This is a genomic window from Fusobacterium perfoetens ATCC 29250 (assembly GCF_000622245.1).
Classification (GTDB): domain Bacteria; phylum Fusobacteriota; class Fusobacteriia; order Fusobacteriales; family Fusobacteriaceae; genus Fusobacterium_B; species Fusobacterium_B perfoetens.
In genome coordinates this window covers 512645-526836 of the sequence record NZ_KK211416.1, presented here as the reverse complement: position 1 = coordinate 526836, position 14192 = coordinate 512645, and the positions used below count along the sequence as shown (strand labels likewise).

Here is a 14192-nt window from a genome sequence, read left to right as displayed (position 1 = left end):
AAATTAGTAAATAAAAGATATGGAGGTGAGTCCAGTGGGACAAGTAAATTAGAAAATAACATATAAAGTTATATGATTATTTTCAGAGGACAAGAAAAAGTATTCTATATATTTAATAATTTTTGAGATTATCATCAAATAAAAGCTAATATTCGTGGGACCTTATTATAATAAGGAATATTCTCATTTTTGGTATTGGTGGTAAGAAAGAAAATTATTTTAAGATAATTCTATATAACAAAAACAAAAAAGTTCTTAATAAATTTATTATTTTAGAAAAAAGTATTTGATAGAAAAAGAAATGTATATAGAAATAGTCGTAATAGAATATGAAAAAATTGATTATAGATAAAGGAAATTGTAAAAGATAACGATTTATTTTATAAAAATTAAAATATTTCGATGGAAGGAGTAGATGACCTACGATCGATATAATATAGGGGGCTATTTGAAGATAAAAATTATTTTCAAATAGCCCTTTTAATATATTAAAAATTATAATTACAAAACAGATATAAAATGAATATTTTATTAAATGAATAAAAAAATATTATAGTATAATAAAAATATATGAAAGTTAAAAATAATATTTAAAAAAATTTATTTAAGATTTTTGTATATTTTTAATTTGATGAAAAATAATTTATAAAAGGAGCTAATATTATGAAAAGAGTTATTATTACAGGTGGAGCTAAAGGAATAGGAAAAGCTCTTGTTGAGGGTTTTGCTCAAAAAGGATATGATGTTTTTGCTTTAGATATATTGGAAAATAATTTTGAAAATAAAAATGTACATTTTTTTAAAATGGATTTAAAAAATGAAAAAGAAATAAAAAATATTTTTCAAATGATTAAAGAAAAATTTGGAGAAGTACATATTTTGATAAATAATGGAGCTATCAGCAAATTTAATAAATCTATAACTGAAATAGAAATTAATGAGTTTGATGAAGTTATAAATACAAATTTAAGAGGAAGTTTTATTTGTTGTAAAGAATTTATAAAAATAAATAATGGAGCTAGTTTTGGAAGAATTATAAATATAGCTTCTACAAGATTTAACCAAAATGAAGCTGGATGGGAGGCATATGGAAGTTCTAAAGGAGGAATAGTATCTTTAACTAATACTCTTTGTGTTTCTCTTAGTGGAACTGGAATAACAGTAAATGCAATAAGTCCTGGATGGATAGAAGTAGAAGATTATGAAAGTCTTAGAGAGAAAGACCATAGCCAACATCCCTCTGGAAGAGTTGGAAAACCTAAGGATATTGTAAATCTTTGTTTATTTTTAAGTAATGAGGAAAATGATTTTATAAATGGAGCAAATATTTTAGTTGATGGTGGAATGACTAAAAAAATGATATATTTAGATTAGAATAAAAAAGGAAATCTTTTATTTTTTATTGCGAAAAGCTTGGTTTTTATAGAAATATTTTTTAATTCTTTTAAATTTCTAAAAAACTAGAACAAATATTGTTAAAAATCCGTCAATATAATATAATTATAAAAAAGATTTATTGTGGAGGTAGTTATGAGCAAAATTTTAGAGAGCAAACAATATGAAACAATAAAATTAGTTTTTTTAAAAGCCATGTGGAAATTATACCCTGATTATGATGTGGAGATTCAAAATTCTTTAAATAATGGTTCTTATGGAGAAGTTTATTTTGATGGAAAGTTAATTTCTTTAACTAAAAAAGAGTATGAGAAAATAAAAAATGAAATGAAGAAAATAATAAATGATGATATTCCAATAGAAATGATAACTGATAATATAGAAGTTTTAAAAGAAAAAGGAAAAAATATTTTAAGAGAGGATATAAAAGAACTTTTAAAAAATTGTGGTTGGGCAAAAATTAAAGAATATAAAGTGGGAGATTATACTGATTATTTTTATTTAATGCCAGAAAAAAGAACTGGAAAAATAAAAGATTTTGATTTATACAAGTATAATAATGGATTTATACTAAAAACTCCAATGGAAATATATAATTGGGAAATAGCTCCGATGAAAGATACTCCAAAAATAGCAAAAGCTTTCCAAGAAGGAAATACTTGGGAAAAAATAATGGGAATCAATTTTGCAGGAAGTATTAATAAGAAAGTATTTAACAGAGAAATTGCAGAACTTATAATGCTAAATGAAACATTACATAGTAAAAAAATAAATAAGATGTCTAATGATATTATAAAAAATAAAAATATAAAAATAGTTACAATAGCAGGGCCATCATCATCTGGAAAAACTACTTTGTCTAAAAAATTAAGACTACATTTACAAACTTGTGGAATACAAACTTTAGCAATATCTTTAGATGATTATTATGTAGGAAGAGCAAATGTTCCACTAGATGAAAATGGGAATAAAGATTTTGAAACTATTTATGCTTTAGATATTGAGCTTTTAAATAAAAATTTAAAAGATTTGATAGATGGTAAAGAAACTGAGTTACCTTTATATGATTTCTTTACAGGAGAAAGAAAACCTAAAGGTCATAAAGTACAGTTAGAAGAGGGGGGAATAATTATAATAGAAGGAATTCATGGATTAAATGATGAGCTTACTAAATATATTCCTAGAGAAAATAAATATAAAATTTATATTAGTTGCTTAACACAAACTAATATGGATAGACATAATAGAGTACATACAACAGATGTTAGAAAAATAAGAAGAATTGTTAGAGATAGTTTATCTAGAGATACAGAAGGAGAAGAAACATTAAAAATGTGGAATTCTATAAGAAAAGGAGAAGAAAAATGGATATTTCCTTTTCAAGAAGATGCTGATGCCATTTTTAATTCAAGTTTAAGTTATGAATTAGGTATATTAAAACCATATGCTATAAGAGAACTTATAAAAGTTGATATAGATTCACCACAATATGAAGAAGCTAAAAAATTAGTAGAACTTTTAAGTTGCTTTGTAGATATAGAGTCTTCTTTAGTACCAAGTGATTCAATATTAAAAGAATTTATAGGTGGAAGTGTATTTTATAATTATTAATGAAAAGGGTGGAGAAATTGGAAAATAATATTAATGAAGAAGTTGTGGAAAAACAAGAAGAAAAAAAAATATCTAAAAAAAAGAGAGGAAAGAAAATTTTTAGAAAAATAAAAAATTTAATTAAATTTTTATTGGTAGAACTTTTTAAATCAATGTTTAGGTTAATTATTTTAGGATTAGCAATTTTTGTAATAAGTAAACTTATAAAAATAGATAATAGAAAACCAGCAATTCCTGAAAAAGTTTATTTAGAAATTTCATTAGATAATAAAGTTTTAGAAAATAAAATAAAAAATCCTTTTGATATAGATAATAAAATTAATTTTTATGGACTTTTAAATAAATTAGATAAAATAGAAAAAGATAAAAGAGTACAAGGGATTGTCTTAAAATTGGGAAATACTGGATTAAATAGAGCTCAGATTGAAGAGTTAAAAGAAAAAGCTAGTGAGTTAAAGGAAAAGGATAAAAAAATTTATGTTTATTCTGAAGGATTAGATAATCATAATTATAATTTAGCTCTTATTGGAAATGAGATAATAATGCCAAACAATAAATGGGCTCATTCATATATAAGTGGATATTCTGCTCGTTATCCATATTATAAAAATTTAGGTGATAAATTATTTATTGGAGCTAATGTTATTCATATAGGGGATTATAAATCTTTTGGAGAAACTTATGTTTCTTCTGAAATGAGTCAAGAATTTAGAGAAAATACAACAAGATTATTAGATAAGCTTTATAATAATTATATTTCAAATATAAAGGAAACTAGAGGTATAAAAGATGAAAAATTTAATGAAAAGATTTTAAATGGAGAGTTTGTAATGGTAACTCCAGAGATTTTGAAAGAAAATAAAATTATAGATGAAATAATGTATTATGAAGAATTTTTAGAAAAAAGAGAGATAAAAGAATTAATAACAATAGATGATTATTTCCAAAGATTAGCTGAGGAAATTGATTATAAAATTATAGAAAATAAAGATAAGATAGCTGTAATTTATGCTGAGGGAAGTATAACTTCTGGTGATAATCCTCAAATAGAAAATAAAATTGAACCAGATGTAATAAAAGATAAATTATTGAAGGCTGATAAACTAGCAAATGTAAAAGGAATTGTATTAAGAATAAATTCTCCTGGAGGGTCGGCTCTTGCTTCAGATATAATATATGAAGCTATAAGAAAGGTAGAAAAACCTGTATATATTTCAATGGGTGGAGCTGCTGCTTCTGGAGGATATTATATAGCTTCAGCTGGAGATAAAATATATGCTAATAAAGAAACAATTACAGGTTCTATAGGTGTTGTAAGTATAATTCCAGATGTCTCAAAATTAGTAGAAAAAATGGGAATTAATTATGAAGAAATTACTAATGGGAAGTTTACAAATTTATATGATATAACAAAACCTTTATCTAAAGAGGAAAGAGATAAGATATATTATTCTAGTTTAGAAGGATATGAGGAATTTATTTCAAAAGTTGCTTTAGGTAGAAATATGAAAATAGAAGATGTTCAGAAAATAGCTCAAGGAAAAGTATGGTTAGGGGAAGAAGCAAAAGAGATTGGGCTTGTAGATGAGATTGGGGGATTAGAAAAAACTATATCAGACTTAGCTAAAGATTTAGAGCTTAAAGATTATACAGTTATAGAAAGTTTAGAAAGTAGAAAATTAGAAGAAATATTTAGAAAATTTCTTCCTAAATATATTTTTTCAAAGCTTTCTTTAAATATTGGTGTAGAAAAAATATTACAAAAAGATGAATTTTTAGAAGAATTTTTTTATAAACCTGTAGTTTATGCTCCAAATTTAGAAATTTACTATTGAAATAATTTTTAAAATTATGTATAATGTCTTGTGTGAGACAAATTATTTAGGAGGATTTTAAAGTGGTAAGAAAATTAAAAACAGCTAAAACTGGAGCAAATCAAATGGATATAATAAAACAAGCACAAGCTATGCAACAAGAAATGTTAAAAATACAAGAAGAATTAAAAGGAAAAGAAGTTGAAGCATCTGTTGGTGGTGGAGCTGTAGTAGTAAAAGCTAATGGACAAAAAGAAGTTCTTAGTATTTCAATATTAGAAGAAACTATAAAAGATGCAGTATCAGATAAAGAAATGTTAGAAGATTTAGTACTTTCTGCAGTAAAAGAAGCAATGAGACAAGCTGAAGAATTATCTGAAAAAGAAATGTCAAGAGTAACTGGTGGAATGAATATTCCTGGATTATTCTAGTCTAAAATAAATAAAAAGCTATTATCTTAATTTGATAAAAGATAGTAGCTTTTTTTGTAAATTCTTAGGATAGTTCCTATAATTCTTGCAAATTGTTTTTTTTGATGATATAATCGAAATATAAATATGGGAGAAAATAATGTATAGATTTTATGGATTATTAGTCTATTATTTCATTATGTTAATAAAATTAACTCTTAAGATAGAAATAATAGGAAAAGAAAATATAGAAAATGATAAAAATTATGTTTTAGCTTTATGGCATAATAAAGTAGTATCTACAGTATTAGCTTTAGGATTTATAAAAAAGAGAGCTGGGCTTGCCAGTCCTTCAGCTGATGGAGAATTAATTTCTGTTCCTCTTGAAAAATTAGGATATAAAATGATAAGAGGGTCTTCTGGAAAAGATTCGGTAAAAGGTCTAGTTCAACTTATTAAAGCAGTAAAAGAAGGTTATACAATAGGAACTCCTTTAGATGGACCTAAGGGACCAGCTTTTGAAGCAAAGCATGGAATGATATATGTTGCTCAAAAATCACAAAAACCAATGGTTTTTATGGGAGCTGCTTATAGTAAGAAATGGGTATTATCAAAAACTTGGGATAAATGTCAAATTCCAAAACCTTTTTCAAAAGTAATTTGTATAATAAGTGAACCAATGGAAATATCAAAAGATATTCCAGTAGAAGAATATCAAAAAATTGTTGAACAAAAATTAAATGATATAAATGAATTAGCAGAGAAAAAAATAAAGGAGAGATAATGGAAAGTAAAAACTTTTATATAACAACACCGATATATTATGTAAATGGAGACCCACATGTAGGAAGTGCTTATACAACTATTGCAGCTGATGTAATGGCTAGATACAAAAGAACAATGGGTTATGATGTATATTTCTTAACAGGAACAGATGAACATGGACAAAAAGTAGAAGAAACTGCTAAGGCTAAAGGAATGACTCCTCAAGAGTGGACAGATTTAATGGCTCCTAGATTTGTAGAAATGTGGAAAGCTTTAAATATAAAAAATGATGATTTTATAAGAACTACAGAAGAAAGACATAAAAAAGCAGTAAAGAAAATTTTACAAACTGTTTATGAAAAAGGGGATATTTATAAAGGAGAATATGAAGGAAAATATTGTGTTTCATGTGAAACTTTCGTTCCTGAAAATCAGATAGTTGGAGAAGACCAATGTCCTGACTGTGGAAAAAAATTAAGAATGGTTAAAGAGGAATCTTATTTCTTTAGAATGTCTAAATATCAAGATGCTCTATTAAAACATATAGATGAACATCCAGATTTTATTTTACCTCGTTCAAGAAGAAATGAAGTTATATCATTTATAAAACAAGGATTACAAGATTTATCAATTTCAAGAAATACATTTGAATGGGGAATACCTATTGAATTTGCACCTGGACATATAACTTATGTTTGGTTTGATGCATTAACAAACTATTTAACAGCAGTGGGATATGAAAATAATCCTGAAGAATTCCAAAAAAGATGGGAAAATGGAGAAGTTGTACACCTATTAGGAAAAGATATAGTTAGATTCCATGCTATAATTTGGCCTTGTATGTTATTATCGGCAGGAGTTAAATTACCAGATAAAATAGTTGCTCATGGTTGGTGGACTTCTGAAGGTGAAAAAATGTCAAAATCTAAAGGAAATGTTGTAGCTCCGTTAGAAGAAGTAAAAAAATATGGAGTAGATGCATTTAGATATTATCTATTAAGAGAAGTTTCTTTTGGAAACGATGGAGACTATTCAACAAAAGCAATAGTTACAAGAATAAATTCAGACCTTGCTAACGACTTAGGAAACTTATTAAATAGAACATTAGGAATGTATAAAAAATATTTTGGAGAAGAGATTGTAAAAACTGGAGAGTATGAAGCTATAGACTTAGAAGCTCAAAAATTATTTGATGAAATTTTAGTCCAAGTGGAAGATATGATGTCAAGATTAGAGTTTTCAAGAGCTTTAGAAACTATTTGGAAATTTATCTCTAGAATGAATAAATATATAGATGAAACTACACCATGGTTATTAATAAAAGATGAAAGCAAAAAAGAAAGACTTGCTACAGTAATGAATATGTTAGTTGAATCTTTATATAAAGTAGCAGTATTAGTAGCTCCATATATGCCAGAGGCTGGACAAAAAATATGGAATCAATTAGGATATAATGATGATATAGAAAAAGCATTAGTTGAAAATATAAAACCTTGGAATATATTAGAAGTTGGACATAAATTAGGAAATGCTTCTCCAATATTCCCAAGATTAGAAGTAGAAAAAGAAGTTAAGGAAAAAAATCCTGTAAATAAAGATTTAAAAATAGAAAATCCTATTAATATAGATGAATTTTCAAAAGTAGAAATAAAAGTTGTAGAAATATTAGAAGCTGACAAAGTAGAAGGTTCTGATAAACTTTTAAAATTTAAAGTAAATGATGGAAAAAATATTAGACAAATAGTATCAGGAATTGCTAAATATTATCCAGAATATAAAGAGTTAGTTGGGAAAAAAGTATTAGCAGTTGTAAATTTAGAACCTGTTGTTTTAAGAGGAGAACTTTCTCAAGGAATGCTTTTAAGTTCAGAAGAAAAGAAAAGAATTAAATTAGTAGAAGTAGACTCATCAGTAAAAGTTGGTTCAAAAATAAAATAATAAATTTTTGGAGGTATGGGGATGAAAAAAGTTACAAAAGCAGTAATACCAGCAGCTGGTCTAGGAACAAGAGTTTTACCAGCTACAAAAGCTCAACCAAAAGAAATGTTAGTTATAGTTGATAAACCTTCTTTACAATATATTGTAGAAGAATTAGTTGAATCTGGAATTAAAGATATAGTTATAATTACAGGAAGAAATAAAAATTCTATAGAAGACCATTTTGATTATTCTTTTGAATTAGAAGAGACATTAAAAGAAGAAGGAAAAGAAGATTTATTAGAAAAAGTAAAGCATCTTTCAAACTTAGCGAATATATATTATGTTAGACAAAATCATCCATTAGGACTTGGACATGCTATTTTAAAAGCAAAACCATTTATTGGTGATGAACCATTTGTAATAGCATTAGGAGATGATATTGTATATAATGATAAAACAGCTACATCACAATTAATGGATGTTTATGAAAAATATAGGGCTAGTGTATTAGGAGTTCAAGATGTTCCTGAAAAAGATGTTTCTAAATATGGAATAGTAAAACCATTTTTAAAATTAGATGATAAGACAGTAGAGGTAGAAGATTTTATAGAAAAACCAAGTATAGAAGAAGCTCCTTCAACTCTAGCTTGTTTGGGAAGATATTTATTAGATGGAAAAATTTTTAAATATTTAGAAGAAACAAAACCAGGAAAAGGTGGAGAAATTCAACTTACAGATGCTATTTTAAAAATGTTAAAAGATGGAAACAAAGTTGTGGCACATAATTTCCAAGGAAAAAGATATGATATTGGAAATAAAATAGGTCTTTTAAAAGCAAATATTGAATTTGGTTTAAGAAATGAAGAAACAAGAGAAGACCTTATAAAATATTTAAAAGAAGAATTAATTATAAAATAAACTAACACAATAAAGGGGGACAAGTATGGATGAAAAAACTTTAAAAGGGTATAACCTTTGGTTAAACTCACCTTACATTGATGAAGAGGACAAAAAAGAATTAAAAGAGTTAGAAGGAAACGAAAAAGAAATACAAGAGAGATTTTATACTAATATAAGTTTCGGAACTGCTGGAATGAGAGGAATAAGAGGAGTTGGAACTAACAGAATAAACAAATATATGGTTAGAAAAGCTACTCAAGGATTAGCAAATTATTTAATAGCAACTACTGGAGAAGAGGGAATGAAAAAAGGAGTTGCTATTGCATATGACTGTAGAATAGGTTCATATGAATATGCAATAAATTCAGCTCTTGTATTAGCAGGAAATGGAATAAAATCATATCTATTTGAATCTTTAAGAACTACACCTGAATTATCTTTTGCAGTTAGAGAATTAAAAGCTCAAGCTGGTATAATGGTAACAGCATCTCATAACCCACAAGAATATAATGGATACAAAGTTTACTGGGATATCGGAGGACAAATAGTAGAACCTCAAGCTTCTGGAATAATTAATGCTGTTAATGCAATAGAAGATTTTGCAGAAATAAAAATGGTTACAGAAGAAGAAGCTAAAGCAAAAGGACTATTAGAAATAGTTGGAGAAAAACTAGACAATAGATTTATAGAAGAGGTTAAAAAAGAAGCTATTCATGTAGATATTCCTGGTAAAAAAGATTATAAAATAGTATATTCTCCATTACATGGAACAGCAGGAAGACCTGTAAAAAGAATATTAGCTGAAATGGGATTTGAAAGTATATATGTAGTAAAAGAACAAGAACAACCAGATGGAATGTTCCCAACTTGTTCTTATGCAAATCCAGAAGATACTACAGTATTTGCTCTTTCAACAAAATTAGCTGATGAAGTTGGAGCAGATTTATGTATAGCTAACGACCCAGATGGAGATAGAACAGGAATAGCTGTAAAAACAAAAGATGGAAAATGGTTCTATCCAAATGGAAACCAAATTGGAATGTTATTTATGGAATATATTTTAAAAATGACAAAACCTCTTCCTACAAATGGAGCAGTTGTTTCAACAATAGTTTCTACTCCTATATTAGATGAAATAGGAAAAGCTTATGGAGTAAAAGTTTACAGAACTCTTACAGGATTTAAATATATTGGAGAAAAGATAGAAGAGTTTAAAAATAAAGTATTAGACGGAACTTATCTATTTGGATTTGAAGAATCTATAGGATATTTAAAAGGAACTCATGTAAGAGATAAAGACGCTGTTGTAGCTTCACTTTTACTTGCTGAAATAGGAGCTTACTATGCTAGTCAAGGAACATCTATAGCTAATGAAATAGAAAAAATCTATGAAAAATATGGATGGTATGGAGAATCAACAGTTTCTGTTACTAAAAAAGGAATGGATGGAGCAAAAGAAATTGCTCATATAATGGAACAATTAAGAGAAAGAGAAATAACAGAAATTTTAGGTAAAAAAGTTCTTACATTAAAAGATTTTGAAAAACGTGTAGAAATCAATTTAACAAAATGTGAAAGAAAAACTATAGAACTTCCAAAATCTGATGTATTACAATTTATCTTAGAAGATGATACTATGATAACTGTAAGACCTTCTGGAACAGAGCCAAAAATTAAATACTATATTTATGTAAAAGCAGATTCTAAAGAAAAATCTGAAGAGAAATTAGAGGCTGTTAAAGAGGGGTTTGTAAAATTTGTAGATAGCCTATAGAATTTAATAAAATATAAAAATAAAAGTTGGAAAATTTTATTTTCCAACTTTTTTTATTAAATAATTGAAATAAAAAATAACAAATTGGAAATAATATGATATAATATTATTCTATTGTATGATATAATAAAAAAGTACAGGAGGAAAATTTTGGTAGATGCAATATATATTCATATTCCTTTCTGCATAAGAAAATGTGGGTATTGTGATTTTTTATCTTTTCAAAGTAATGAAATTGAAAGAGAAAAATATATAAATAAACTAATAAATGAAATAAAATTATATCCTAAAATAAAATATGATACAATATATTTTGGTGGAGGGACACCTTCTATATTAAAAATAGAAGAGATAGAAAAGATTTTAAAAGAGTTATCTTTTGATGAAAATAGTGAAATAACTTTAGAAGTGAATCCCAAAACTGTAGATAAAGAAAAATTAAAAGGATTAAAAAAAATTGGAATAAATAGACTTAGCATAGGAATTCAGACTTTTAATCAAGAATTTTTGAAAAAATTAGGTAGAATTCACAATATTGATGATGGAATAAATACTTATAAAATGGCTAGGGAAGTTGGATTTAAAAATATATCTTTAGATTTGATGTTTTCATTGCCAGGACAAAATATAGATGATGTTGAAAAAGATTTAGATAAATTATTTTTGTTAAATCCAGAACATTTTTCTATATATTCACTTATTTGGGAAGAGGGAACTTTATTCTATGAAAAATTGTTAAAAGGTGAATATAAGGAAACTGATAATAGTTTAGAAGCTGATATGTATCAAATGATAATAGAAAAAAGCAAAGAACAAGGCTATATTCATTATGAAATTTCTAATTTTTGTAAAGAGGGAAAAGAAGCAAAACACAATACTAAATATTGGAAAAATCAAGAATATATAGGTGTTGGTTTGGGAGCTTCAGGATATTATCAAAATATAAGATATAAAAATTTTTCTAATTTTGAAGATTATTATGATAGAATAGAAAAAGGTCTTTTACCAAGAGAAGATATAGAAAAAGTTTCAGAAGATGAAAAAGAAGAATATAGACATTTAGTGGGGTTAAGACTTCTGAAAGAGGGAATTTTAGAAAGTAGTGACAAAAAATTTTATAAAATATATAATAAACTATTAAAAGATGGATATTTAAAGAAAATAGAATCTAATGGAGAAATTAGATATATTTTGACAGAAAAAGGTCTTTTTTTAGCTAATGAAGTTTTTGAGGAATTTGTATAAGAGGTGACAAATATGAGTTCAGTAACAAAAAATGTTCAAGAGGTATTAGAGGATATAAAAAAATATTCTATCTATCCTGAAAGAGTAAAACTTGTAGCAGTAACAAAATATCCTGTTGTAACAAGAGAAAAAATGTTAGAATTAATAGAAAATGGAGTTTTTTCTTTTGGAGAAAATAGAGTACAAGTATTAGAAGAAAAATTAGAAATACTTGGAGAAGAAAAAAATAAAATAAAATGGAATTTTATAGGAAATTTACAAAAAAATAAAGTCAAATATATAGTTGATTTTATAGATATGATTCATTCTATAAATAAATTGTCTTTAGCAGAAGAAATTGATAAAAGAGCTGAAAAAATAGGGAGAAAAATAGATGTTTTAATTGAAATAAATCTTTCTGGAGAGGATTCTAAAGAGGGATATCAGTTAGAAGAATTTTATAAAGATATAGAGGAATTAACAAAGTTAAAAAATATAAATATATGTGGACTTATGACAATGGCTCCTAATACAGAGGATGAAAATCTAATAAGAGGAAGTTTTAGAAAATTAAGAGAAATTAGAGATGAAGTTAATGAAAAATTTGGTAATAATTTGAAAGAACTTTCTATGGGTATGAGTGGAGATTATAAAATTGCTTTGGAAGAGGGAGCAACTATAATAAGAATTGGTAGTAAGTTATATGAATAAGGAGGAAAAATGAAAAAAAATAAGGGACTACTTAATAATCTTTTTGGATTTGGGATAGATTTAGAAGAGGATGAACAAATAGAAAAAGATGAAAAAATAAATCTTACTCAAATGGAAGAAGATACAGAAATTGAAATAGAGGAAATAAAAGAGAATAAAATTGAAACAGAAATAGAAACTAAAAAAAATTATACAGAAGAACCATATCAAAATTTTTTAAAAGAAGAAAATGAAAAAGAAACTTATAAAGTAGAAAAACAAGAGAAAGTAGAAGAAAAAAAAGAGAGAAAAATAGAAAGTTATGTTGATGTAACTTCTTATCAAAATGTAGTTTCAAGAATAAAAGGTTTTGAAGATAGTAAAAAAATAGCAAGATATATAAAAGAAAATAAAATAGTAACATTAAATTTAGAAGAATTAGATACAGAAACTGCTCAAAGAGTGATAGACTTTTTAAGTGGAGCAATGAGTATGAAAGAAGCTAGTTTAGTAGAAATTAGTAAATGTGTTTATGTATCAGTTCCAAAAAATCAAAGAGTTTTATTTGAGGGACAAAGAAACACAGAAAAATTTTTTAGAGAGGCTGGAAAATAACATTGGAAAATAAAAGAGTGAGAGCATTGGCACTATTTTCAGGTGGACTAGATAGTGCTTTAGCTATAAAAGTAGTAGCAAATCAAGGAATAGAAGTAATAGCTTTAAATTTTGTATCACATTTTTTTGGTGGTAAAAATGAAAAAGCTGAAGCTATGGCAAAACAATTAGGTGTAAAATTAGAATATGTAAATTTTAGTAAAGAGCATATGGATATTATGAGGGACCCTGTTTATGGAAGAGGAAAAAATATGAACCCTTGTATAGATTGTCATGCTTTAATGTTTAAAGTGGCAGGAGAGCTTTTAGAGAAATATGATGCACAATTTATAATTTCTGGAGAAGTTTTAGGTCAAAGACCAATGTCACAAAATTCACAAGCTTTAGAAAAAGTAAAAGCTTTATCAAATATATCTGATTTAATTGTTAGACCTCTTTCAGCAAAAAAATTACCAATGAGTAAACCTGAAAGAGAGGGATTGATTGACAGAGAAAAATTATTAGATATAGAGGGAAGAAGTAGAAAACCTCAAATGAGATTAGCTGAAGAATTAGGTGTTAAAGATTATCCTATGCCAGGTGGTGGATGTTTATTAACAGACCCTGGATATTCTAAGAGATTGAAATTAATAGAAGAAGATGGATTATTATATGAAGAATATTCAAATATATTCCATATTTTAAAAACAGGAAGATTTTTTAGATTAGGAGAAAAGAAATATCTTTTTGTAGGTAGAACAAAAGAGGATAATGATATAATAGTAAATTATAAAACATTTGGAAGCTTTTTTATAAGAGGAAAAGGAGTAGGAGGACCTTATATAATAGGGTATGGAGATTTGAATTCTGAAGAAATTCAATTTGCAAAGGATTTATTTTCAAGATACTGTAAATTTAAAGGGGAACAACCTATTGAAATTTTCTTTAATGAACAACCTATGAATGTTGATACAATTAATAGAGAAGAAGTTGAAGAAAAAATAAAAAAATATCAAATTAATATGGAATAAAAATTAAAGCTATTGCATTATTTATTAAAAATAATCTGCAATAGCTTTTTTATTAATCTTTTAT

General features: G+C 26.1%; 12 protein-coding genes. All 12 read left to right on the top strand.

Annotation, left to right across the window (positions count from 1 at the left end):
• The first annotated feature begins 663 nt into the window (after positions 1-663).
• The 12 genes from T364_RS0109405 to T364_RS0109350 all read left to right on the top strand — a co-directional run bounded on the left by T364_RS0109405 (position 664) and on the right by T364_RS0109350 (position 14128).
• Positions 664-1374: an SDR family NAD(P)-dependent oxidoreductase gene (locus T364_RS0109405; protein WP_027129372.1), complete on the top strand. Its 711-nt coding sequence runs from the start codon at positions 664-666 to the stop codon at positions 1372-1374.
• 156 nt (positions 1375-1530) lie between these two features.
• Entirely contained in the window at positions 1531-3006 is a 1476-nt protein-coding gene (locus T364_RS0109400) for a nucleoside kinase (RefSeq protein ID WP_027129371.1), read from the top strand.
• A 17-nt stretch (positions 3007-3023) separates the two neighbouring features.
• Positions 3024-4841 carry a signal peptide peptidase SppA gene (sppA, locus tag T364_RS10840; RefSeq protein WP_051532720.1) on the top strand — a complete coding sequence of 606 codons (1818 nt, stop codon included), beginning with the start codon at positions 3024-3026 and terminating at the stop codon, positions 4839-4841.
• 62 nt (positions 4842-4903) lie between these two features.
• Positions 4904-5251: a YbaB/EbfC family nucleoid-associated protein gene (locus tag T364_RS0109390; protein WP_027129370.1), complete on the top strand. Its 348-nt coding sequence runs from the start codon at positions 4904-4906 to the stop codon at positions 5249-5251.
• Positions 5252-5390: 139 nt separating this feature from the next.
• Positions 5391-6014 (top strand): lysophospholipid acyltransferase family protein, encoded by a 624-nt coding sequence (locus T364_RS0109385; RefSeq protein ID WP_035945631.1) that lies wholly within the window; start codon positions 5391-5393, stop codon positions 6012-6014.
• Entirely contained in the window at positions 6014-7933 is a 1920-nt protein-coding gene (metG, locus tag T364_RS0109380) for a methionine--tRNA ligase (RefSeq protein ID WP_027129368.1), read from the top strand. Before T364_RS0109385 ends, metG begins: the two co-directional genes overlap by 1 nt.
• A 21-nt stretch (positions 7934-7954) precedes the next feature.
• Positions 7955-8833, top strand: coding sequence for a UTP--glucose-1-phosphate uridylyltransferase GalU (gene galU / locus T364_RS0109375; RefSeq protein WP_027129367.1), 879 nt, complete (start codon positions 7955-7957; stop codon positions 8831-8833).
• A gap of 25 nt (positions 8834-8858) precedes the next feature.
• Positions 8859-10589, top strand: coding sequence for a phospho-sugar mutase (locus T364_RS0109370; RefSeq protein ID WP_027129366.1), 1731 nt, complete (start codon positions 8859-8861; stop codon positions 10587-10589).
• Positions 10590-10739: 150 nt separating this feature from the next.
• Positions 10740-11834 carry a radical SAM family heme chaperone HemW gene (gene hemW / locus T364_RS0109365; protein ID WP_027129365.1) on the top strand — a complete coding sequence of 365 codons (1095 nt, stop codon included), beginning with the start codon at positions 10740-10742 and terminating at the stop codon, positions 11832-11834.
• A gap of 12 nt (positions 11835-11846) precedes the next feature.
• Positions 11847-12524 carry a YggS family pyridoxal phosphate-dependent enzyme gene (locus T364_RS0109360; RefSeq protein ID WP_027129364.1) on the top strand — a complete coding sequence of 226 codons (678 nt, stop codon included), beginning with the start codon at positions 11847-11849 and terminating at the stop codon, positions 12522-12524.
• Positions 12525-12533: 9 nt separating this feature from the next.
• Positions 12534-13118, top strand: coding sequence for a cell division protein SepF (locus T364_RS11000; protein ID WP_051532719.1), 585 nt, complete (start codon positions 12534-12536; stop codon positions 13116-13118).
• A gap of 2 nt (positions 13119-13120) precedes the next feature.
• On the top strand, positions 13121-14128 hold the full coding sequence (locus T364_RS0109350; protein WP_027129363.1) for a 7-cyano-7-deazaguanine synthase: 1008 nt from the start codon (positions 13121-13123) through the stop codon (positions 14126-14128).
• The last annotated feature ends 64 nt before the right edge of the window (positions 14129-14192 follow it).

Excerpts from the sequence above, each read along its gene's own strand:
- T364_RS11000 (WP_051532719.1), top strand. The coding sequence starts at position 12,534 with ATGAAAAAAAATAAGGGACTACTTAATAATCTTTTTGGATTTGGGATA.
- T364_RS0109370 (WP_027129366.1), top strand. The coding sequence starts at position 8,859 with ATGGATGAAAAAACTTTAAAAGGGTATAACCTTTGGTTAAACTCACCT.
- metG (WP_027129368.1), top strand. The coding sequence starts at position 6,014 with ATGGAAAGTAAAAACTTTTATATAACAACACCGATATATTATGTAAAT.
- T364_RS0109405 (WP_027129372.1), top strand. The coding sequence starts at position 664 with ATGAAAAGAGTTATTATTACAGGTGGAGCTAAAGGAATAGGAAAAGCT.
- T364_RS0109400 (WP_027129371.1), top strand. The coding sequence starts at position 1,531 with ATGAGCAAAATTTTAGAGAGCAAACAATATGAAACAATAAAATTAGTT.
- galU (WP_027129367.1), top strand. The coding sequence starts at position 7,955 with ATGAAAAAAGTTACAAAAGCAGTAATACCAGCAGCTGGTCTAGGAACA.
- T364_RS0109360 (WP_027129364.1), top strand. The coding sequence starts at position 11,847 with ATGAGTTCAGTAACAAAAAATGTTCAAGAGGTATTAGAGGATATAAAA.
- T364_RS0109385 (WP_035945631.1), top strand. The coding sequence starts at position 5,391 with ATGTATAGATTTTATGGATTATTAGTCTATTATTTCATTATGTTAATA.